General features: G+C 64.4%; 15 protein-coding genes. 3 read left to right on the plus strand and 12 right to left on the minus strand.

What is annotated here, in order from left to right:
• Positions 1-72: 72 nt before the first annotated feature.
• Positions 73-3105: an Rne/Rng family ribonuclease gene (locus tag AD89_RS0101255; protein ID WP_081770299.1), complete on the minus strand. Its 3033-nt coding sequence runs from the start codon at positions 3103-3105 to the stop codon at positions 73-75.
• A 243-nt stretch (positions 3106-3348) separates the two neighbouring features.
• Here AD89_RS0101255 and AD89_RS0101260 point away from each other — a divergent pair, with 243 nt between their 5' ends.
• A complete protein-coding gene (locus AD89_RS0101260) occupies positions 3349-3996 on the plus strand; it encodes a vitamin K epoxide reductase family protein (protein ID WP_025776797.1) in 648 nt (215 codons plus the stop codon).
• Between the two features lie 153 nt (positions 3997-4149).
• On the opposite strand, the gene ndk is transcribed toward AD89_RS0101260, so the two are convergent.
• From ndk to AD89_RS0101290, 6 genes are all read right to left on the minus strand, one after another.
• The gene (gene ndk / locus AD89_RS0101265; RefSeq protein WP_025776798.1) at positions 4150-4569 is read right to left on the minus strand and encodes a nucleoside-diphosphate kinase; all 420 of its coding nucleotides are present in this window, start codon (positions 4567-4569) and stop codon (positions 4150-4152) included.
• A gap of 83 nt (positions 4570-4652) precedes the next feature.
• Positions 4653-5018, minus strand: coding sequence for a DUF4233 domain-containing protein (locus AD89_RS0101270; RefSeq protein WP_025776799.1), 366 nt, complete (start codon positions 5016-5018; stop codon positions 4653-4655).
• Positions 5015-6514, minus strand: a complete 1500-nt coding sequence (locus AD89_RS0101275; protein WP_025776800.1) for a bifunctional folylpolyglutamate synthase/dihydrofolate synthase — start codon at positions 6512-6514, stop codon at positions 5015-5017. Before AD89_RS0101275 ends, AD89_RS0101270 begins: the two co-directional genes overlap by 4 nt.
• On the minus strand, positions 6511-9774 hold the full coding sequence (gene ileS / locus AD89_RS0101280; protein WP_025776801.1) for an isoleucine--tRNA ligase: 3264 nt from the start codon (positions 9772-9774) through the stop codon (positions 6511-6513). The genes AD89_RS0101275 and ileS overlap by 4 nt, the downstream gene beginning before the upstream one ends.
• A gap of 313 nt (positions 9775-10087) precedes the next feature.
• Entirely contained in the window at positions 10088-10843 is a 756-nt protein-coding gene (locus AD89_RS0101285) for an SDR family oxidoreductase (protein WP_025776802.1), read from the minus strand.
• Between the two features lie 79 nt (positions 10844-10922).
• On the minus strand, positions 10923-12113 hold the full coding sequence (locus tag AD89_RS0101290; RefSeq protein WP_025776803.1) for an acyltransferase: 1191 nt from the start codon (positions 12111-12113) through the stop codon (positions 10923-10925).
• A gap of 186 nt (positions 12114-12299) precedes the next feature.
• Here AD89_RS0101290 and valS point away from each other — a divergent pair, with 186 nt between their 5' ends.
• On the plus strand, positions 12300-14945 hold the full coding sequence (gene valS / locus AD89_RS0101295; protein WP_025776804.1) for a valine--tRNA ligase: 2646 nt from the start codon (positions 12300-12302) through the stop codon (positions 14943-14945).
• Between the two features lie 228 nt (positions 14946-15173).
• Positions 15174-15866 carry an AIM24 family protein gene (locus tag AD89_RS0101300; protein ID WP_025776805.1) on the plus strand — a complete coding sequence of 231 codons (693 nt, stop codon included), beginning with the start codon at positions 15174-15176 and terminating at the stop codon, positions 15864-15866.
• A gap of 297 nt (positions 15867-16163) precedes the next feature.
• Here AD89_RS0101300 and AD89_RS0101305 read toward each other — a convergent pair whose 3' ends face one another.
• The 5 genes from AD89_RS0101305 to tig form a co-directional block, all read right to left on the minus strand.
• The gene (locus AD89_RS0101305) at positions 16164-17450 is read right to left on the minus strand and encodes an MFS transporter (protein WP_025776807.1); all 1287 of its coding nucleotides are present in this window, start codon (positions 17448-17450) and stop codon (positions 16164-16166) included.
• An 11-nt stretch (positions 17451-17461) separates the two neighbouring features.
• Complete coding sequence (gene clpX, locus AD89_RS0101310) at positions 17462-18745, minus strand: ATP-dependent Clp protease ATP-binding subunit ClpX (RefSeq protein ID WP_025776808.1); 1284 nt, start codon at positions 18743-18745, stop codon at positions 17462-17464.
• 196 nt (positions 18746-18941) lie between these two features.
• Positions 18942-19586 (minus strand): ATP-dependent Clp protease proteolytic subunit, encoded by a 645-nt coding sequence (locus tag AD89_RS0101315; protein ID WP_025776809.1) that lies wholly within the window; start codon positions 19584-19586, stop codon positions 18942-18944.
• Positions 19587-19612: 26 nt separating this feature from the next.
• Positions 19613-20173, minus strand: coding sequence for an ATP-dependent Clp protease proteolytic subunit (locus AD89_RS0101320; protein WP_051504969.1), 561 nt, complete (start codon positions 20171-20173; stop codon positions 19613-19615).
• 238 nt (positions 20174-20411) lie between these two features.
• Positions 20412-21788, minus strand: coding sequence for a trigger factor (tig, locus tag AD89_RS0101325; RefSeq protein ID WP_025776811.1), 1377 nt, complete (start codon positions 21786-21788; stop codon positions 20412-20414).
• Positions 21789-21856 lie beyond the last annotated feature (68 nt).

Below are 21856 nucleotides of genomic sequence, written 5' to 3' on the forward strand. Positions count from 1 at the left end.
TGCCGAAGACGACAGCGCCCCGTCGACGGATGACGTCGACGGGGCGTCTGCTGTCTCAACGACGCAGTGGTGTCAGTCCTGACCGATGATGACGAACGAACTCGGCAGCTGTTCCTGCTTGGGGGCAGGAGACTTCTTCACCGGTTCGCTCTTCTTCGCCGGAGCGCTCTTGACCGGTGCGGCGGCAGCGACCTTCGTCTCGCTGTCCGCGCCGATCATCAACGGCAGGTCCTTCGGCTCTTCGGAGGCCGGTTCGGATTCGGCTGCAGGCTTCCGTTCGGCAGCCGGCGTCGGTTCGCCGGTGCTCTGTTCCCCGCTGCTCGACTTCTCTGCGCTCGACTTCTCGTCGGTCGCCGCCTCCTGTGCTTCGTCGCTGCGGTTCGAGCGGGAACGGCGGCGACCGCTGCGTGAACGCGAGCGGGACTTGCCGGTCTCGTCGCCGTTCGTCGAGTCAGCAGTCTGAGCGTTCGACGTCGACTCGGTCGCTTCGGTGTCGTCCTTCTTCAGGGTGGCCTTCGCGATCGCGGCGACGGCCGACCGGGACGCATCCGATGACACGGTCTCCTCGGTCGACTCGGACTCGCCGTGTTTGGTCTTCGAACCCGAGTCGCTCCGACGCTTCCGATCACGACGGTTGTCGTGGTTGGACCGGTTGCCGCGATGAGCCTTCGAGCCGTCTTCTTCCGATCCGGGCAGCAGCAGTCCCCGACCGGTGAGGTCCTCACCGGCGCTGACCAGGGATTCGGCGAGTCCGGTGCCGATGCGCTTGCGCGTCATCTGCACGAGACCCAGCGATGTCACCTCGGCGACCTGATGCTTCGTCCGGTCGCGACCGAGACACTCGACGAGCCGGCGGACCACGAGATCCCGGTTGGATTCGAGCACCATGTCGATGAAGTCGACGACGATGATGCCGCCGATGTCACGCAGACGGATCTGTCGAATGACCTCCTCGGCGGCTTCGAGGTTGTTGCGGGTCACCGTCTCCTCGAGGTTGCCTCCGGATCCGGTGAACTTGCCGGTGTTGACGTCGACGACCGTCATCGCTTCTGTGCGGTCGATGACGAGCGACCCTCCCGAGGGCAGATTCACCGTCCGCTGGAGCGCCTTCTGGATCTGCTCTTCGATCCGGTAGTGGTCGAAGATGTCCTTGTCCTCGTTGTAGCTGTGGACGCGTTCGAGCAGGTCCGGGGCCACCGATTCGACGTACTCGTGGATCGTGTTCCATGCACTGTCGCCGTCGATGACGAGCGAGCTGAAGTCCTCGTTGAAGACATCACGGATGATGCGCACGATCATGTCGGGCTCACTGTAGAGCAGCTGCGGCGCCAGCACCTTCGTCGACTTCGACTTCTTCTCGATCGTCTCCCATCGCTTGGCGAGACGATCGACGTCACGTGAGAGATCGGTGTCCGTGGCGCCTTCGGCGGCGGTGCGCACGATGACGCCGTTCGCATCGCCGACGAGCTGTTTGAGCAGCTTCTTCAGGCGTGCCCGCTCATTGTCGGGCAGCTTCCGTGAGATTCCCGTCATCGAGTTGCCGGGCACGTAGACGAGGAAACGCCCGGGCAGTGAGATCTGACCGGTCAGTCGGGCGCCCTTGTGCCCGACCGGATCCTTCGTCACCTGCACGAGCACGGCATCACCGGGACTCAGCGCGGTTTCGATGCGGCGGGCCTTGCCGTCCATGCCGAGTGCGTCCCAGTTGACTTCGCCGGCATAGAGCACGGCGTTGCGGCCCTTGCCGATATCGATGAAAGCCGCTTCCATGCTCGGCAGCACGTTCTGCACCTTGCCCAGGTAGACGTTGCCGATCAGCGATGACTGCTGCCGGTTCTCCTTGAGGTAGTGCTCGACAGCGATCCCGTCTTCGACGACGACGAGCTGTGTCTGGTCGCCGTTCTCCCGCACCAGCATGGTGCGGTCGACGGACTCACGCCGGGCGAGGAACTCGGCCTCGGTGATGATGGGACGACGACGTCCGGCTTCGCGTCCTTCCTTGCGCCGCTGGCGCTTGGCCTCGAGCCGGGTCGATCCCTTGAGCGAGGTGACCTCGTCGCGGTCGGTGCTGCGTGTGCGGGAGCGACGACGGCGGCGCCGGCGTGAACCGGAGTCGGAGTCATCGTCGTCGTCCGAATGGGAATCGTCGGAGGCTTTGTGGTCGGAGTCCTTGTGATCCGACTTCGACGGCGAGTCATCGTCGTCCGCATCGGAGCTCTGCTTCGAACCGCGTCTGTTCGACCGTGTTCCTCGCTTCGACGACTTCGAACTCTGCCCGTCGGCGGCATCCGAGGTCTCGTCCGCGGAGTCCTTCGCGTCGTCGGCGGAGTCCGCGGAATCGTCGTGTGAGTCATCGCGATTGCGCGAGCGACGTCCGCGCCCGCCTCGGCGCCTGCGCGGTCCGGCTGCGGACTCGTCCTCGTCGTTGTCGTTCTGCCTGTTCTCCTGCGAGGACGACGCGTCGTCATCGGAGTCGCGGGAATCGTCCCAGTCGTCGGAGTCGTCCTCGATCGTGACGACCTCAGCGTGTTCGGCCTTCGGCACCTGGAAGATCAGACCGCCGTCGTAGGGTGCCGCAGGGGTGGTGCGGGGTTCGGGTGCGGCAGCCGGCGGCGCAGGTGCCGCGAAGGGATTGCGCGGGTCGAAGCTCGGCGCCGCCTGAGCAGTCTCCGGTGCGCGGTCGGAGTTCCCGTTGTCAGGGCCCGCGCTGTCATCGGAATCGTCATCGGAATCGTCGTCGCTGTCGTCGTCCGAGTCACCTCGGACGAATTCCTCGAAGACGAGCCCCCGATTGGCCACCGCGTCACGTGCTGACTTCGGGCTGCCTCGGCGGGGGGCGGGTTCGTCCTCATCGGCGTCGTCGGCATCGCCGATGCGCAGCGATTCGGCCGCCTCGGCGATGTCATCGAGGCGTGCGCGCACGGTGTCGTCGACATCCTCGTGCTCTGCGTTCTTGGCACTGACCGACTGCTGCAGATTCGCGAGGTCCGCGAGAATGCCATCGGTCGGATCTGTCGACTCTGTACCGTCGTTCGACGTATCGTTCATCGTATCTCCCAGTCCGAAGACGCCGTCCACACCGTACGGATCTTCGGATCCTTGCATGGTCCGCGTTGGACCGAAACCTGTGGATGGCACGTGAGGCTCGCGCTCAGCGCGTAGGCCTTCCGTGCTGCCTCATCTTGTTGACGACCTGCGAGGTCATACCCTCGTCTCGGTGGAGGCACTTCTCCTGTTCGGTGTGAGAACAGGTATCCGTCAGACCATTATGTCACAGAAGTGTCCTGCGCTGAGGTTTCTCCTGGGACGGGGTTTGCCGTGCCGGGCACGGACAGGCATTCTTGAGGGGTGAACACCACATTGACTCATTCCGATGATCTCGAGACCGCCGGCACCACCTCGTCGTGGGTGCTCAGATCCGCTCCGTTCGGGATCTTCCTCATCATCGCCTCGGTCATCGGCTTCCTCGCCTCGTTCTCGCTGTCGGCGGAGAAGTACGACAAGCTCGCGAACCCGGACGTCGTGCTCTCCTGCGACCTCAACCCCTTCTTCTCCTGCGGATCGGTCATGGAGCACGCCGAAGCAGAGCTGCTGGGCTTTCCCAATCAGCTCATGGGCATCGCCGCCTTCGTCATCCCGCTGCTGCTCGGAGTGCTCATCCTCTCCGGAACCCGTCTGCCCCGATGGGTGATGATCGGGCTGAACATCGGGCTGGGCTGCGGCGTGGCACTGGTGATGTTCCTCTTCTACGTCTCGATCTACAAGATCGGAGTGGGCTGTCCGTGGTGCATCATCGTGTGGACCGTGACGATTCCGATGTTCATGGCCGTCACCGCCCGCAATCTCCTCACCGGCGTCTTCGGCCGGCGGACAGCCGACAATGCGGTGCTGAGGGTCCTGGCCAAGGAGAACATCGCCCTGTCGGTGCTGTGGATGCTCATCATCGTCGCGTGCATCGTCGTGCAGTTCTGGGCGTTCTTCTCCAATCTGCTCTGATACCGCGAACGTGATCGTGATCCGAGCCGGCAGTCGCCGTCCTGTTCTCGAGCTGCGGAATCAGCGAAGGCGCCCCACCGAGTGGTGGGGCGCCCTCACCGCATCCGACCGGTGCGGGCCGGACTGCGGCCGTGTGCGATGTGCTGCGAACCGTCAGACTTCGGCCGGGTACCAGATCCCGATCTCGCGTTCGGCCGATTCGGTGGAATCTGATCCATGGACGAGATTCTTCTGCACCTTCTCACCCCAGTCGCGGCCGAGGTCGCCGCGGATCGTGCCGGGAGCCGCAGCCGTCGGGTCGGTGGCGCCCGCCAGCGACCGGAAGCCGGGAATGACGCCCTGCCCGGAAGCGATGATCGAGACGATCGGGCCCTCGGACATGAAGTCGACGAGCGGCTGGTAGAAGGGCTTGCCTTCGTGCTCGGCATAGTGTGCTGCCAGTTCGGCGGCGGTGGCCGAACGGAGATCCAAGGCGTCGATCGCATAGCCCTTGGCTTCGATTCGGGCCACGATCTGTCCGACGAGACCGCGAGCGACTCCGTCGGGCTTGATGAGGATGAGCGTACGTTCCATTCCGGTCCTTCCGATTGCGTGTGGACGTCGGTGCACAGTCTACCCGGGCGCCCCGGCGGTGCTCGCCTCGGCGCCCTGACAGGTCAGCCCCGCGCTGCGACCTCACGATCGATGCGCGCCGACCAGTAGACGGCCACCGCCCACAGTGCGATGAACAGCGCTGCGACGAAGAACATCGAGGTGAGCACGAAGCCGGAGGCCAGCAGCAGTCCCTGGACGACCCAGCCGATGATCACGCCGGGGCGTCTCTCACCGATCCGCCGGGGCAGCAGGATGACGGCGATGATCGCCAGCACGGCGACGATCGAGGCTCCGATGAGCAGCTGGGCCAGGGTCAGGGTCTGCGCAGACTTCACCGACAGGCCGAATGTCGTGAGCACGGCGAAGTAGACGACGACGAGTTCGCAGATGAGGATCGATCCGCACAGGACGGGGTACTTCGATTTCACTGCTCCTCCCCTCGTCCGAGGAGCACACGAGCCTCGGCCACGGTGTAGATGGAACCGGTGACGACGATCCCCGGGCTCTTCGCATCGACGCTGTTGGCCAGGTCGATGGCCTTCATCAGGGCGGCATTGAGATCGGCGGCGACGATGACCGAATCCTCGTCGACCCATTCCCTGACCGCCTCGGCGAGGTCGCCTGCCGGCAGCGAACGGGAGTTGAGATTCTCACTGACGACGAACACATCGGCGCTGCGGTGAAGCTCTTCGATGACACCGTCGCTGTCCTTGTCGGCCAGCATCGCCAGCACCATGACGACGTAGTCGAAGTCGAACGCCTCGGTGAGGGTCTCGGCGAGCACATGCGCGGCATCCGGGTTGTGGGCGCCGTCGACGACGACGCTGGGCCCGGTGCGCACGAGTTCGGCACGGCCCGGTGAGGTCACCCGGGCCAGCCCTTCGGCCACGGTGACCTGGTCGAGCGGCTTGTCTTCGGCGCCGAGGAAGGCTTCGGCCGCGACGATCGCGACCGCGGCATTGTGAGCTTGATGGATGCCGTGCAGGGGCAGGAACAGGTCGGAGTAGACGTCCCTGCGGCCCTGCACGGTGATGAGCTGACCGTCGACGGCTCGCTGCCGCTCGAGGAGGCGGAAGTCCCGGTCCTCGGTGGCCAACGGAACCCCGCGACGGGCGGCCTCCTCATCGAGGACGGCCTGGGCGGATTCGTCCTGGACGGCAGACACGGCGATGGGGTCCGGGGCCGGGCAGTCTGCGACTTTGCGATCGAGGATGCCGGCCTTGGTTGCGGCGATCTCCTCGATGGTGTCGCCGAGGAACGCCTGATGATCGAGTCCGATCTTCGTGAAGACGCACACCTGAGCATCGGCGACGTTCGTCGAATCCCAGGCTCCGCCCATGCCGACCTCGGTGACGACGACATCCACGGGGGCATCGGCGAAGACGGCGAAGGCCAGCACGGTCAGCGCTTCGAAGTAGGTCAGCGTCGCACGGCCTTCGGCCTCGAGCTGAGCATCGACGATCTCGAGATACGGGGCGATCTCGTCGTAGATGCGCACGAAGGTGTGAACGGACACGGGGGCACCGTCCACGGAGATCCGTTCCGTCACCGAATGCAGGTGAGGGCTGGTGAACCGGCCGACGCGGAGCTCGTGTGCGGTGACCAGCGAATCGATCATCCGCGCCGTCGAGGTCTTCCCGTTGGTTCCCGTGATCGTGATCGTCGGGGCCGCGGTGTGGATATCGCCGAGGATCTCACACGCCCGCCGGGTCGCGTCGAGGCGAAGTTCGACCTGGGTCTCCCCCGCCCGGGCCAACAGCAGAGCGTAGACCCGGGCGAGTTCCGCGCGAGTGGCCTCATCGACGACCGGTTCGGGCAGAGGTTCCGGATCCGTTTCGTCCCCGGACTGCGGACCTTCGACAGCGGCCAGCAGCTCCTCGGCTGCAGCCAGCGGATCCTCGGCTGAGGTGTCGTCGTCGCTCATGCGCGCTTCACCGCCAGACGGGTGCCGCCGGGAAGCTCTTCGGGACTGAATACCTCGGCGTCGGACTCGACCGGACCGAAGGTCAGCGAGGTCGTCAGTGTCTCACCGGCGATGAGGTCCGCGTGGGGTTCGAGGGCGGCGACCGCCTCAGAGCCCGTTTCGACGGTGACGGCGATCCGGTCGGAGATGTCGAGGTCGAGCTGCTTGCGGATGCCCTGGATGGCACGCACGGCGTCCCGGGCCATGCCTTCGGCCTCGAGCTCCGGGGTGACCCGGGTGTCGAGGGCGAGGAAGCCGGAGTCGAGAGCTGCGAGTTCCATGCCTTCGGTGCCGGATTCGGCGACGGATTCGAGGGTGTACTCGCCGTCGACGAGTTCGATTCCGCCGCTGACCACGGTGCCGTCGGCAACGGACCAATCGCCGGTCTTCGAGGCCCTGATGACCTGCTGGACCTGCTTGCCCAGACGGGGCCCCGCGGCACGGGCGTTGACGACGAGATTCTGCGACAGGGAGAATCCGGCGGCTTCCGCCTCGGCGACGTCGAGGACCTCGACGGTGCGCACATTGAGCTCATCGGCGATGATCTCGGTGAAGTCGGAGTTCAGGTCCGAGTCGGTGGCGACGGTCAGCTGCGACAGCGGCAGGCGCACGCGCAGCTGATTGGCCTTGCGCACCGAGGAAGCCGTTGAGCAGATATCGCGGGTGAGATCCATGGCCGCGACGAGGTCGGCGTCGGCGGGGAAGACATCGGCGTCGGGATAGTCGGCCAAGTGCACCGACCGCTGACCGGTCAGTCCGCGGTAGATCTCTTCGACCGTGAACGGCAGCAGGGGTGCAGCGACCCGGCAGAATGCCTCCAGGCAGGTGTAGAACACGTCGAAGGACTCATGCGTGTCGGCACCGCCGTCCCAGAACCGGCGGCGCGAACGGCGCACATACCAGTTCGTGAGCATGTCGAGGTAGCTGCGGACGAGTTCGCATGCCGCCCAGATGTCCAGGCCGTCCAACGCCTCGGCGAATTCGGTGATGAGGTCGTGCGTCTTGGCCAGCAGATACCGGTCGAGGACCTGGCTGGAGTCATAGCGCGTCTGCGCCTGGTAGCCGGTCTTCTCCCCCGCCGGGCCGTCGGCGGCGTTGGAGTAGGTGGCGAAGAACTGCCACGTGTTCCACAGCGGCAGCACGACCTGGCGGACACCGTCGCGGATGCCCTGCTCGGTGACGACGAGATTGCCGCCGCGCAGGATCGACGAGGCCATGAGGAACCAGCGCATGGCATCCGAGCCGTCGCGATTGAAGACTTCGTTGACATCGGGGTAGTTGCGCAGAGACTTCGACATCTTCTGCCCGTCGGAGCCCAAGACAATGCCGTGGGAGATGCAGTTCGTGAATGCGGGACGGTCGAAGATCGCTGTGGCCAGCACGTGCAGCAGGTAGAACCAGCCGCGCGTCTGCCCCACGTATTCGACGATGAAGTCGGCCGGGAAATGGTTGTCGAACCATTCGGAGTTCTCGAACGGGTAGTGCACCTGGGCGTAGCTCATCGATCCGGAGTCGAACCACACGTCGAAGATCTCCGGGATGCGCTGCATCACAGACTTGCCCGTGGGGTCGTCCGGGTTCGGGCGGGTGAGGTCGTCGACCCACGGGCGGTGAAGGTCGACCTCGCCGGAATCGTTGCGCGGCAGTCGGCCGAAGTCCGCTTCGATCTCGGCCAGAGATCCGTAGACGTCGGTGCGTGGGTAGGCCGGGTCGGAGGAGATCCACACGGGGATCGGCGAACCCCAGAAGCGGTTGCGCGAGATCGACCAGTCGCGGGCGTTTTCGAGCCATTTGCCGAACTGTCCGTGCTTGACGTTGTCGGGCACCCAGTTGATCTGTTCGTTGAGTTCGACCATGCGGTCCTTGAACTCGGTGACGCGGACGAACCAGGACGACACGGCACGGTAGATCAGCGGGTTCCGGCAGCGCCAGCAGTGCGGGTAGGAGTGCTCATAGGACTCGTGGCGGACCAACAGCGCATTCCGCGATTCCATCGGCCCGGTGTGGTTGCGCAGGTCCTTGATGATCGCCTTGTTCGCGTCGAAGACCTGCTGACCGGCGTAGTCGGCGACAGTCGTATCGAAACGACCGGCATCGTCGACGGGGCGGGCGGCGGTGATGCCGTACGAGTCGGTGAGCTCTTTGTCCTCTTCGCCGAAGGCCGGTGACTGGTGGACGATACCGGTGCCGTCGTCGACGGTGACGAAGTCCGCGGCGAGGATCGTGTGCATCTTCTCGCCGAATTCGTCCTGTCGGCCCTCGAAGTAGGGGAAGGCAGGTTCATAGGCGGCGCCGACGAGTTCGCTGCCGGGGAAGGTGCGCAGGACCTGCGGTTCGGCACCGAGCTCACGGGCATAGGCGCCGAGCCGCGCCTCGGCGAGGATGAGCGTCTTGCCCTGGAGCTCTTCTGCTCCGTCTTCTCCGGGCACGACCGCGACGAGAGGGATCTCCGGGTTGACGGCCACTGCCTGGTTCGACGGAACGGTCCATGGCGTCGTGGTCCAGATGAGGACCCATTCGTCGGAGTCCTTGAGCTTGTAGCCGATGGTCACGGCCGGATCCTGACGCATCTTGTACACGTCATCGTCCATACGCAGCTCATGGTTCGACAGCGGCGTCTCGTCCTTCCAGCAGTAGGGAAGCACGCGATAGCCCTCGTAGACGAGGCCCTTGTCCCACAGCTGCTTGAACGCCCAGATGACGCTTTCCATGTATTCGACATTGAGCGTCTTGTAGTCATTGTCGAAGTCGACCCACCGGCCCTGACGGGTCACATATTCTTCCCATTCCTGGGTGTAGCGGAGGACCGAAGAGCGGCAGGCGTCGTTGAATGCGGCCAGTCCCATGCGGCCGATCTCGGATTTGTCGGTGATGCCCAGCTGACGTTCGGCTTCGAGCTCGGCCGGCAGGCCGTGGGTGTCCCAGCCGAACCGACGGTCGACTTTCTTGCCCCGCATCGTCTGGAAGCGCGGGACGACGTCTTTGACGTATCCGGTGAGCAGGTGACCGTAGTGCGGCAGACCGTTGGCGAAGGGAGGTCCGTCGTAGAAGACGAATTCGTTCTCGCCGTTGACACCGGCGTCGCGCTGGGCGATCGATGCCTTGAAGGTGTCGTCCTCCTGCCAATAGCGCAGCACGGCGTCTTCGATGGCAGGGAAGTTCGGGGAGCTGGAGAGTCCGAACGTCGAGGTCGAAACCTTGGGATAGAGAGGCTGGGTCATGAGCGTCCTTCGGGGTCACTGCGGTCACTGTCACGAGGACGACAGTCTGCCGCGGTACCACCTCGCTTATCCGCAGTCCGACCGGTTCAGGACGGTCAGCGGATCGCTCATTGACTCAGACGATGACGGGTCCACCCGTCCGGGTCTACTGAGAACGCAGCGATCAGGACGCTCGTTCCGTTCTTCCGGATGCTCCCCGGTGATAGCCGGATCGACGCAAGACAATCGTATACCGTCGACTCCGCCCGAGACCACTCGGCGGGTTCAGCCGAAACCCATCCCCGAGCCGGCCGCGGGCAGCAGCCGTGAGCAGTCACAGTCCGCGGTTGCGGGCGACCTTGTGCTGAGCGGCTTGTGCGATGGGCCGGATGACCATGAGATCGACGTTGAAGTGGTGAGGCCGGGTGAGCGTGTACACGATGGCATCGGCGACGTCGTCCGCGGTGAGCGGATTCTCGACTCCTTCATAGACCTTCGCGGCTTTCGCTTCGTCACCGCCGACCCGTTTGTAGGTGAACTCATCGGTGGCGACCATTCCCGGGGCGATCTCGATGACGCGCACGGGTTCGCCGGCGAGTTCGAGGCGCAGGGTCGCCGCAACGGAGTGGGTGCCGTGCTTCGCAGCGACATAGCCTCCACCGCCTTCATAGGCCTGATGACCTGCGGTCGAGGACATGACCACGATGTCTCCGCGGCCGGAGTCGATGAGAGCCGGAAGCAGAGCCTTGACGACGCGCAGGACACCGAGGACGTTGATATCGAACATGTCCCGCCACCCGTCGACCGACGCCTCGGCGACGGTGTCCGTTCCGAAGGCGGCCCCGGCATTGGCGACGAGGGAATGGACGACTCCCCCGGCGAGCACCTGCTCGGCCATGGACGCCACGGCGGCGTCATCGGTGAGGTCGGCGACGATGTAGTCGGCTCCGGTCTCCTCGGCGAGGGCCTTGAGCTTGTCCTCACGGCGGGCTACCGCCACGACGTCCCAGCCCTGGTCTCGCAGCTGTCTGACCGCGGCGGCACCGATTCCGGAACTGGCTCCTGTGACGACTGCTCTGAGAGTTTCCATCTGAGTTCTCCTCTGTCGGGTCTGTCGGTGGGTCATGAGTCGGGATTCCGGTCGCGGGATCTCCTGTCCGCTTCTCAGTCTACGGAGTCGGCTCTCGGCCGGCAGCGGTGTCTTCTGAGTCGGGATCGCTGTCATTCGGTCGGCTCCGGGCAGGATCGGGTGAGTCGGGTGCGACAGGGTTCGTCGGCGTGCTCGGTCGGGAGTGCGGATTGCGCGGGCCGCCCTCGCCGAAGACGGCGCGGACACCCGGGATCTTCACGGCCAGCCAGGTGATCGCGGCGCAGACGAGCGCGTAGGCGATCGGCATGATCACGGCGTGGAGGAGGACTCCCGGCACGGTGTTCGGCAGGCCCATGGCGTTGCGCACCGGGTAGAGCAGGAGCGGATGGAGGAGGAACACTCCGAAAGAATACGGGTAGAACCGGTGCAGCAATCCGAATCCTTCGCGCATATGGAAATGCAGAAGGAGGTACGCAGCGATGGCGGCGACGACGACTCCGGGGGCGAGATATTCGTAGGGGAACATCCACGGCTTCTCCCCCGGCCCCAGGCCGGCCCAGACTGCGGTTCCGGCGGACGCGACGATGAAGCTCGCCCAGGCCACGACGGCGCCCCTGGCGGAGAGGACGATATCGCGCAGCACCCACCCGAGGATGTAGAAACCGGCCATCGGCAGGAACCGAGTGGCGATATTGGCTTCGCCGACGTCGAAGATCATCGACACCCACTGGTCGGTCATGCCGATGCCGAGGAAGATCAGCCCGGTCCCCCACTGCAGACGGCGGGAGCCGTGGACGCTCAGCAGTCGGAAGAACGGGGTGAGCAGGGTCAGTCCGGCGAGGACGTAGAGGAAATAGAGCTGGACGAAGGGTGAACCGGTGAGGATCGCGATGCCCGGGTTCCACGCCTGGTCATCAGGTTGGAGGTAGAAGCGGCGGAACAGAACATAGACGATCGTCCAGAACACGAGGGGGATGCCGATCCGCCGGACCCGCTTGGACAGGAAGGTGCGCGGCTTGCCGCCCCGGTCGGGGTCGAGGGCCAACGCGCCGGAGATCATGATGAACACCGGCACCGACCACCGGCAGGCGGAGTCGACGGCGTTGGCCAGCCACCAATCGGGACCCATTCCCGCGAAGTTCTCTTCGACGACGGTGCCCAGGGAATGGATGGCCACGACGGCGATGATCGCAATCGCACGTGCCGGATTCATCCACGCGGTCGACGTGGGCGGCGGATTCTCTGTCGGAATTCGGTCCAGGGGCGCCATGTGTCCATGATGTCATTGCCCGCGACGCAGGCGACTCACTGCGCCTTCAGAGTGTGAGCTCTCCCACGCCGTCGAGCTGGGGCAGCCGAGGCGGGAGTGCTGCCCTCAAGCTCGGGTGGGGCTTCGCGCGGCCACGGGCGCGAACCGGTTTGGCCGATCGCGAACCGGGTGAGAAAATCAGCAACTATGAACACACCTGCCTTTTCGGACTCGACGCACGAGTCAGTGAACCTTCCTGACAAGCCGGCCCTCGAGGGGCTGCGGGACAAATGGGACGCCGCGTGGAGCGAGCAGAACGTCTACGCCTTCGACGTCGACACCGATCGCGAGCAGGTCTACTCGATCGACACTCCCCCGCCGACCGCCTCGGGGTCGCTGCATGTCGGACACGTGTTCTCCTATACCCAGACCGATATCATCGCCCGTTATCAGCGGATGACCGGCAAGAACGTGTTCTACCCGCTGGGATGGGATGACAATGGCCTGCCGACCGAACGACGGGTGCAGAACTACTACGGAGTCACCTGCGACCCCAGTCGGCACTACGACCCGGACTTCCAGCCGCCGGAGAAGGCACCGAAGAATTCGCGCGACTTCGTCAAGGTCTCGCGCCAGAACTTCATCGAGCTGTGCGAGCAGCTCTCGGCCGAGGACGAGAAGGTGTTCGAGGACCTCTTCCGCTCCACCGGTCTGTCGGTGGATTGGAAGTTCACGTACCGCACGATCGATGACGATTCGCGTGCGGTGAGCCAGCGGGCCTTCCTCACCGATTTGCAGAACGGCCATGCCTATTCGCAGGATGCCCCGACGATGTGGGACGTGACCTTCGGCACCGCTGTCGCTCAGGCCGAACTCGAAGATCGTGAACGCGAGGGCGCCTATCACAAGGTGAAGTTCTTCCCCGAAGGCGCCGACGGCCTGGCCGACACCACGGCGGAGCCGATCATCATCCTCACCTCCCGCCCGGAGCTGATTCCCGCTGTCGTGGCGCTCGTCGCCCACCCCGACGACGAACGCTATGCCTCGCTGTTCGGCACCAATGTCGTCTCACCGCTCTTCGGCGTCAGCGTCGAGATCCGTGCCCATGAACTCGCGAAGTCCGATAAGGGCACGGGCATCGCCATGGTCTGCACCTTCGGCGATCTCACCGACGTGACCTGGTGGCGAGAGCTGGATCTGCCGACCCGCGCGGTCATCAACCGCGGCGGCCGCCTCAACCTCGAGGTGCCCGAGTGGATCGCGAGCTCGCCGAAGTCCGATGCTGTGGCCAACTATGAGGCTCTGGCCGGAAAGACCACCTTCTCCGCCCGCAAGGACATTGCGCAGATGCTCATCGACTCCGGTGACCTCATCGGTGAGATCGAGCCGATCACGCATCCGGTCCCGTTCTACGAGAAGGGCGATAAGCCGCTCGAGGTCGTCACCAGTCGTCAGTGGTACATCCGCAACGGCGGTCGTTCGGCCGAACTGCGGGATGCGCTCATTGCTCGTGGGCGCGAGATCGAATGGCACCCGGCGTACATGCGCTCCCGCTACGAGAACTGGGTGGAGAATCTCAACGGTGACTGGCTGGTCTCCCGGCAGCGGTTCTTCGGTGTCCCGATCCCGCTGTGGTATCGCCTCGATGCCGAAGGACAGCCCGATTACGAGAATCCGATCGTTCCTCAATCGCTGCCCTGTGACCCCATCGCCGAGGCTCCTGCCGGCTTCACGGAAGACCAGCGCGATGTGCCCGGCGGGTTCACCGCCGATCCGGACGTGCTCGACACCTGGGCGACGTCGTCGCTGACCCCGCAGCTGCTCGGCGGCTGGTCGCGGGACGAGGAGTTCTTCGACAAGGTCTTCCCGTTCGACCTACGCCCGCAGGGCCACGACATCATCCGCACCTGGCTGTTCTCGACCGTCGTCCGGGCGAACTCGCTCAACGATTCGGCGCCGTGGAGACACGCCGGACTCTCCGGCTGGATCCTCGACCCGGATCGGAAGAAGATGTCGAAGTCGAAGGGCAATGTGGTCGTGCCCTCGGACATCCTCGGTGAGGCGAAGCCCGGATTCGGTCCGGATGCCGTGCGCTACTGGGCCGCCAGTGCGAAGCTCGGTGCCGATACCGCCTATGACGTCACACAGATGCAGATCGGACGCCGTCTGGCCATGAAGCTGCTCAATGCGTCGAAGTTCGCTCTCGCGCAGGGCGTGCATGCCGGACTCATCGGTCAGCTCGGATCCGTCACCCACGATCTCGACCGGGCGCTGCTGGCGAAACTGGCCGACGTCGTTGCACAGGCGGGAACGCATATGGCCGCCTACGACTACTCTCACGCTCTGCGGGTGACCGAGAGCTTCTTCTGGGAGTTCACCGACGACTATGTCGAGCTCGTCAAGGATCGCTCCTACGGTTCTGCCGGGTCCGACGATCAGCTGTCGGCCCACGTCACCCTGGCTACGGCCCTGGACGTGCTGCTGCGTCTCTTCGCACCGTTCACACCGTTCGTCACCGAAGAGGTCTGGTCCTGGTGGCGCACCGGTTCGGTCCATCGTGCACAGTGGCCTGCCGATGAGGCACTGAGCCACCCGGGTTCGACCGTCGATCCCGAGCTTCTGGCTGCGGTGGCTGCGGCACTGACCGAGATCCGCCGCACGAAGACCGAGGCCAAGGTCTCGCAGAAGACCGAGGTCGCCTCGGTGACCATCCAGGCACCGGCCTCCGTCGTCTCCGCGATCACGGCGGCAGAAGGTGACCTCAGAGCAGCGGGCCGCATCAGGTCGCTGACGACCGAGGAATCCGGTGAGGACATCACCATCGCCGCGATCGAGTTCGTCGAACAGAGCTGAGCCGAGGACGCGCCGGACCTCCGGTTCGGCCCGCGTCCCGATCAGCTCCACCGGAGCCCCACGGCACCCGTTCCTCCGCACAGACGGAGCAGCGAGTGCCGTGGGGCTCGTCGCATGTTCCGGAACGGACACACGAAAGGAAGGGGTCCTGCGACCTCTGCCCCGTAATATGGTTCTCGACCACCGAAGCACCACGAAGTCCTCCGTGAACGAAAGGCCCCCAGAACCGTGAGAAGCGAACTGTTCTCCAAGCGCAACGCCGAGATCCAGAACCAGGAGCGATGGACGCTCCAGTCGAACAAGATGCTGCGTTCGGTGGTGACGCCGAACGCTCCGATGATCGCCACCAAGGGCGCCATGGTCGCCTACCAGGGAGATGTCCACTTCACCCACCAGGGATCGAAGTCGGTCGGCCAGTTCATGAAGAAGGCGGCCACCGGGGAAGGCGGCAATGTCATGCGCGTCGAGGGACACGGTGAAGTGTTCTTCGCGCGGGAAGCGTCGAACATCTTCATGATGGCACTCGAAGGTCCACAGGACGCGCTGACCGTCAACACCGCGAATCTGCTCGCCTTCGACGACGCTCTCAACTGGGAGATCAAGCGCATCAAGGGCGGAGTCGGTGCCATGGTCAGCGGGTCGGGACTGTTCAACCTCGAACTTGCCGGGCAGGGCACCGCCGCCATCTGCTGCAAGGGTGAGCCCATGGTCCTCGACTGCTCGCAGCAGCCGACCTTCGTCGACCCGCAGGCCGCCGTGTGCTGGTCCTCGGCCCTGGCTCCGCAGATCAAGACCGACGTCAGCGTCGGCACATTCTTCGGTCGCGGTTCCGGTGAGTCCGTGCAGCTGGCCTTCCACGGCCCCGGCTTCGTCGTCGTCCAGCCTGCGGAGAACGCCGTCTACTCGGCTGCCACCAGCTGACACGCCGGCGGCCGTCCACTGCCTCACCACGCACCCCCGACCTGCTGCTTCGGCAGCGAGTCGGGGGTGTCGTCATCTGCACTCACGCTTCCTCATCGCGCATCCCTCCCCCGAGTTCGCGAAGTCGTCTGCTGCATCCCTCGCCCGTCGTGCCATGCCACCACGCTGCATCGGTGTGCTTTGCGGAGAACGCTGAGGGATACGACGGTACCGGGAGGTTCTGCCGCTGGCAGGGTGGGTGACGCTGTGGGTGATGCTGTGGCAGATGTGTTCCCGCCCGGACATCACGACAGAAGATCAGGCGGTGGGGACCGTGTGTTCGCGGCCGCCGCGTTCGACCCGGTATTTCCGGAAGGTCGGGAAGATCGTCGCACAGACCAGCACAAGGACGATGACGGCAATGCCGCCGCCCGCCGAGGCGACCGTGGTGTCGGTGACGGCTGCGACGGAGCCGTGGAGGACGTCCGCGATCCGCGGTCCGCCGGCCACCACGACGATGAACACGCCCTGCATCCGACCGCGCATCGCATCGGTGGCAGCCTCCTGGAGCATCGTCTGCCGAAAAGCACCGGACACGATATCGGCTCCTCCGCCGACCGCCATCGCAGCCAATGCGACGACGAGCGCGGTCAGCCAGAACCCTGCCGCCAGCTCAAGCGACAGCCCGAACACTGTCATGGCCGCACCCCAGACGACGATGGCGACGATGACGGCGAGCCCCTGACGCTGCACGCGTGAGACCCATCCGGAGAAGATCCCGGCCAAGGCGCTGCCGCCGGCCAGGGCGGCGAAGAGCAGCGAGAACACGATGCCGCCTTCGGGTGGGCCGTCGAAGGTCTCGACGGCGATTTGCGGGAACAGTGCCCGCGGCATTCCGAAGACCATCGCAATGATGTCGACCAGCAGAGAGACCATGACGACGGTGTTCGTGCGCAGATACCGGAACCCATCGACGATCCCTTTGAATCCCGACCGGGTATCGGGCTGTTTCTGCGGCAGCAGCGACGGCAGTCGGACCACTGCATAGAGCGTGGCGAAGAGGAACACGGCATCGATGACGTAGAGCAGCTGGTACCCGAACAGCGGAATCAGCGCTCCGCCGACGACAGGGCCGACGACGGCGCCCACCGTCATCACGGTCATATTCAGAGAATTCGCCGCGGGCAGCAGATCGAGCGGGATGATCGAGGGCAGCAGGGCGCCCCTCGCCGGCTGGTTGAGTGCGAAGAATGCCTGCTGCATGGAGAACACCGACAGCAGCAGCCAGACATTGTCGACGCTGAGCACTGCGATGAGTGCGAGTATCGCGGACGTGACGATCAGCCCGACGGTCGAGGTGACGAGCAGCCTGCGACGATCGATGACATCGGCCAAGGATCCGCCCCACAGCCCGAAGACGATGAGCGGAACCAGACCGAACGCACCGGCGAGACCGACGTAGCCGGACGACCCTGTGAGGTGGAAGATCTGTGCGGGAATCGCCACGACGGTCATCTGCGCACCGATGACGGTGACGATATTGGCCGTCCACAGCCGCCGGAAGGACGCGTACCGCAGCGGACGTGTGTCAGCCAGGAGTCTCATGCGTGAGAGACTCAGGCAGATTTCTTATTCGTCCTGTTCCGTGACTTCGGCACGAGGGTCGGGGCGACGTTCGATTCGACGACCTCCTTGGTCACGACCACCTCGGCGATGTCCTCGCGTGAGGGCACGTCGAACATGACCGGCTGCAGGACCTCTTCCATGATGGACCGCAGTCCGCGCGCACCGGTACCGCGCAGAAGAGCGAGGTCGGCGATGGCCTCGAGCGCCTCGGTCTCGAAGGTCAGGGAGACACTGTCGAACTCGAACATCCGCTGATACTGCTTGACCAGTGCGTTCTTCGGCTCAGTGAGGATCGACATCAGCGCGGCACGGTCGAGATTCGACACGGTGGCCAGCACCGGGAGGCGACCGATGAATTCGGGGATGAGTCCGAACTTGAGCAGATCTTCCGGGAGGATGTCCGCGTAGAGGTCCTCTTCGTCGTTCTTCGACTGCAGAAGGGCGCCGAAGCCGATTCCGTGCTTGCCCTTGCGGCCGGCCACGATCTCTTCCATTCCGGCGAACGCGCCCGCAACGATGAAGAGCACGTTCGTCGTGTCGATCTGCAGGAAGTCCTGGTGCGGGTGTTTGCGGCCGCCCTGCGGCGGAACCGAGGCCTGTGTGCCTTCGAGGATCTTCAGCAGTGCCTGCTGCACGCCCTCACCGGATACGTCACGGGTGATCGACGGGTTCTCCGACTTGCGGGCGATCTTATCGATCTCGTCGATGTAGATGATGCCGTGCTCGGCACGCTGGATGTCGAAGTCCGCGGCCTGGATGAGCTTGAGCAGGATGTTCTCGACGTCCTCACCCACATAGCCGGCTTCGGTCAGCGCGGTGGCATCGGCGACCGCGAAGGGGACGTTGAGACGTTTGGCCAGCGACTGTGCGAGGTAGGTCTTTCCCGAACCGGTGGGTCCGACGAGCAGAATGTTCGACTTCGCGATCTCGACGTCGGAATCGCTGGTGCCCAAGGTCTTCTCGTCGCCCGACTGCAAGGACCGGATGCGCTTGTAGTGATTGTAGACGGCTACGGACAGCGCCTTCTTCGCCGGTTCCTGACCGACGACGTATTCCTGGAGGAAGTCGAAGATCTCGCGGGGTTTGGGCAGTTCGAGCTCGGCCTGCTCCGGACTGGATTCGCTGAGTTCCTCTTCGATGATCTCATTGCACAATCCGATGCATTCATCGCAGATGTAAACACCCGGTCCGGCGATGAGTTTCCGAACCTGCTTCTGAGACTTCCCACAGAAGTTGCATTTGAGCAGGTCTGCTCCGTCCGCACTGCGAGCCACTGTCACAACCTTTCGCCGGGACGCTTGGTCCCAACTCTACCGCTCGTGTTTCCTGTACCTCAATAGCTTCCCATACGTGGCGGACACGAGCCCCCAGCCACGTCTCGGTGTGTCGGCGGGCAGAACCGAGAACGGGTTCGTACGATCGCAATCGTACGAACCCGTTCTCAGCGCTTGCCAGTGCTCAGCACGATGATCAGTTCGCGTCCTTGCGCGACGAGAGCACCTGATCGACGAGACCGTAGTCCTTGGCCTGAGCGGCCGTGAGGAAGAGATCGCGTTCGATGTCGTTCGAGATCTGCGAGGCTTCCTTGTTCGAGTGCTTGGCCAGAGTTGCCTCGAGCCATTCGCGCATCCGCAGCACCTCAGCGGCCTGGATCTCGAGGTCGGAGGCCTGTCCCTGCCCCTGGCCCTGCATCGCGGGCTGGTGGATGAGCACACGTGCATTCGGCAGAGCGAGACGCTTGCCGGGTGTGCCCGCGGCCAGCAGAACGGCGGCAGCGGAGGCGGCCTGACCGAGGCAGACAGTCTGGATCTCCGGCTTGACGTACTGCATGGTGTCGTAGATGGCCGTCATCGCGGTGAACGAACCACCGGGCGAGTTGATGTAGAGAGTGATGTCACGGTCAGGATCCTGCGATTCGAGAACCAGCAGCTGAGCCATGACATCGTCGGCTGACGTGTCGTCGACCTGGGCACCCAAGAACACCACACGATCGTCGAAGAGCTTGGTGTAGGGATCCTGGCGTTTGAAGCCATAAGGTGTGCGCTCTTCGAACTGCGGCATGACGTAGCGCGACTGCGGCATGTTCGACGCCGTCGACCCCGGCATAAAGTTCATTGCATTCATACTTCCCTCACTCCTGCTCAGTTGTTCTCGACGTCGGACGCGCTGGTGACCATCTTGTCGATGAATCCGTATTCGAGCGCTTCCTCAGCGGTGAACCAGTGGTCGCGGTCGTTGTCCTTGAGGATCTGCTCGAGCGACTTGCCGGTCTGCTGAGCGGTCAGTTCCGCCATCTGCTTCTTCATGTGCAGGATCAGTTCGGCCTGGATCTTGATGTCAGTGGCCGTACCGCCGATGCCGCCCAGCGGCTGGTGCATGAGGATTCGGGCGTGCGGGGTGGCATAGCGCTTTCCCGGCGCACCCGAGGACAGCAGGAACTGTCCCATCGAGGCGGCCATGCCCATGGCCACGGTGGAGACATCGGGCTTGATGTACTGCATCGTGTCGTAGATGGCCATACCGGCGGTGACGGATCCGCCGGGCGAGTTGATGTAGAGCGAGATGTCCGCGTCAGGATCTTCGGCTGCGAGCAGCATCATCTGCGCACAGATGGCGTTGGCGTTGTCGTCACGCACCTCCGAACCGAGCCAGATGATGCGCTCCTTGAGAAGACGATTGAAGATGTGGTCGTCCAGACCCATTCCCCCACCGGCGTCGAGGCCGACGGGAGCTGTCGTGTCGTATGCGCTCACGTTTCACTCCTGTGTTCTGTGGATGGCTTGATATGGACTCTAACCGCTCTCCCCCGGGTTTTAGTCCGCGGCGAGGCCTGTGTTCGCCCTCAGCGTGATCGGGACCTGAAGATGCAGAGACGGTGGGCACGGATCGCAATCCGCACCCACCGTCTCATCAGGATTCCACCGCCGAGGCGGCCGACCCTCAGTTCTCTTCGGCGGCCTCTGCAGGGGCTTCGGCGTCAGCGTCCGCGCTCTGCGCGTCAGCGCTGGCGGCCTCGGCGTCTGCATCCTCGGCGTCGTCGCCGGCGGAGGTGAATGCCTCCATGTCGACGACATTTCCGGCCGTGTCCTTGACCGTGGCACCGGCGAGGACGGCGGCCAGAGCCTTACGGCGCGAGACCTCGCCGACGAGGGCGTTGACCTGGCCGGAGCTGTCGAGCATCTGGGCGAACTCGTTCGGGTTCATTCCGTACTGCTGCGACGCGGAGATCAGGTACTCGATGAGTTCGGGCTGGCTGACCTCGACGTTCTCGGCTTCGGAGACGGCGTCGAGGATGAACTGGGTGCGCAGGTTGCGCTCGGTCTCCTCGGTGACCTCCTTGCGGTGCTCGTCATCGTCCGAACGGTTCTCGGATTCGAGGTGACGCTCGACCTCGTCGGTGACGATCTTGGCCGGGACCGGGACCTCGAGGGTCTCGATGAGGTGTTCGAGGACCTTGTCGCGTGCCTGCACACCCTGCTCGGTCTCCTTCGACTTGCCGGCCTGGACGCGCAGATCCTCACGCAGTTCGGCGATCGTGTCGAACTCGCTGGCCAGCTGAGCGAAGTCGTCGTCGGCCTCGGGCAGTTCCCGTTCCTTCACGGCACCCAGGGTGATCTTCACAGTGCCCTGTTCGCCGGCGTGCTCGCCGCCGGCGAAGGTGGTCTCGAAGGTCGTGGTCTCTCCGGCGGAGAGGCCGTCGAGAGCCTCGTCCATGCCTTCGAGCATCGTTCCGGCGCCGACCTGGTAGGAGATGTCGGAGGCGGTGTCGATCTCTTCGTCGCCGATGGTGGCGACGAGGTCGAGGGTGACGAAGTCGTCCTTGGCCGCGGGGCGATCCACGGCGACGAGGGTGCCGAAGCGGGTGCGCAGCTGCTCGAGCTCGGCATCGACATCGGCGTCGGTGACGTCGATCGGGTCGACCTCGATGGTGATCGAGTCGTAGGCAGGCAGTTCGACCTCGGGACGCACGTCGACCTCGACCGTGAAGCCGAGCTCGCCGTCTTCGGTTCCGTCGAGGCCGGGAACCTCGGAGATCTCGACCTCGGGCTGGCCCATCGGCTTGAGGTCATGCTCGTCGACCGCGTTGCGGTAGAACTCGTCCAGACCGTTGTTGATCGCTTCCTGGATCACAGCAGGACGACCGATGCGCTGATCGATGATGCGCGCGGGGACCTTGCCCTTGCGGAAGCCGGGGACGGTGACCTGAGCACCGATGGTCTTATATGCCTCGTCGACGCTCGGTTTGAGTTCGGCGTATGGGACTTCCACGCTGATCTTGACCCGGGTGGGGTCGAGTTGCTCGACGGAGCTCTTCACAGTGTGACCTTTCAGATTCGACAGTCATGCATTTTCGGTCATCTCCGACCTGATCGTCCGGGTTCGTG

The sequence above is a fragment of the Brevibacterium sp. VCM10 genome (assembly GCF_000583215.1).
Classification (GTDB): domain Bacteria; phylum Actinomycetota; class Actinomycetes; order Actinomycetales; family Brevibacteriaceae; genus Brevibacterium; species Brevibacterium linens.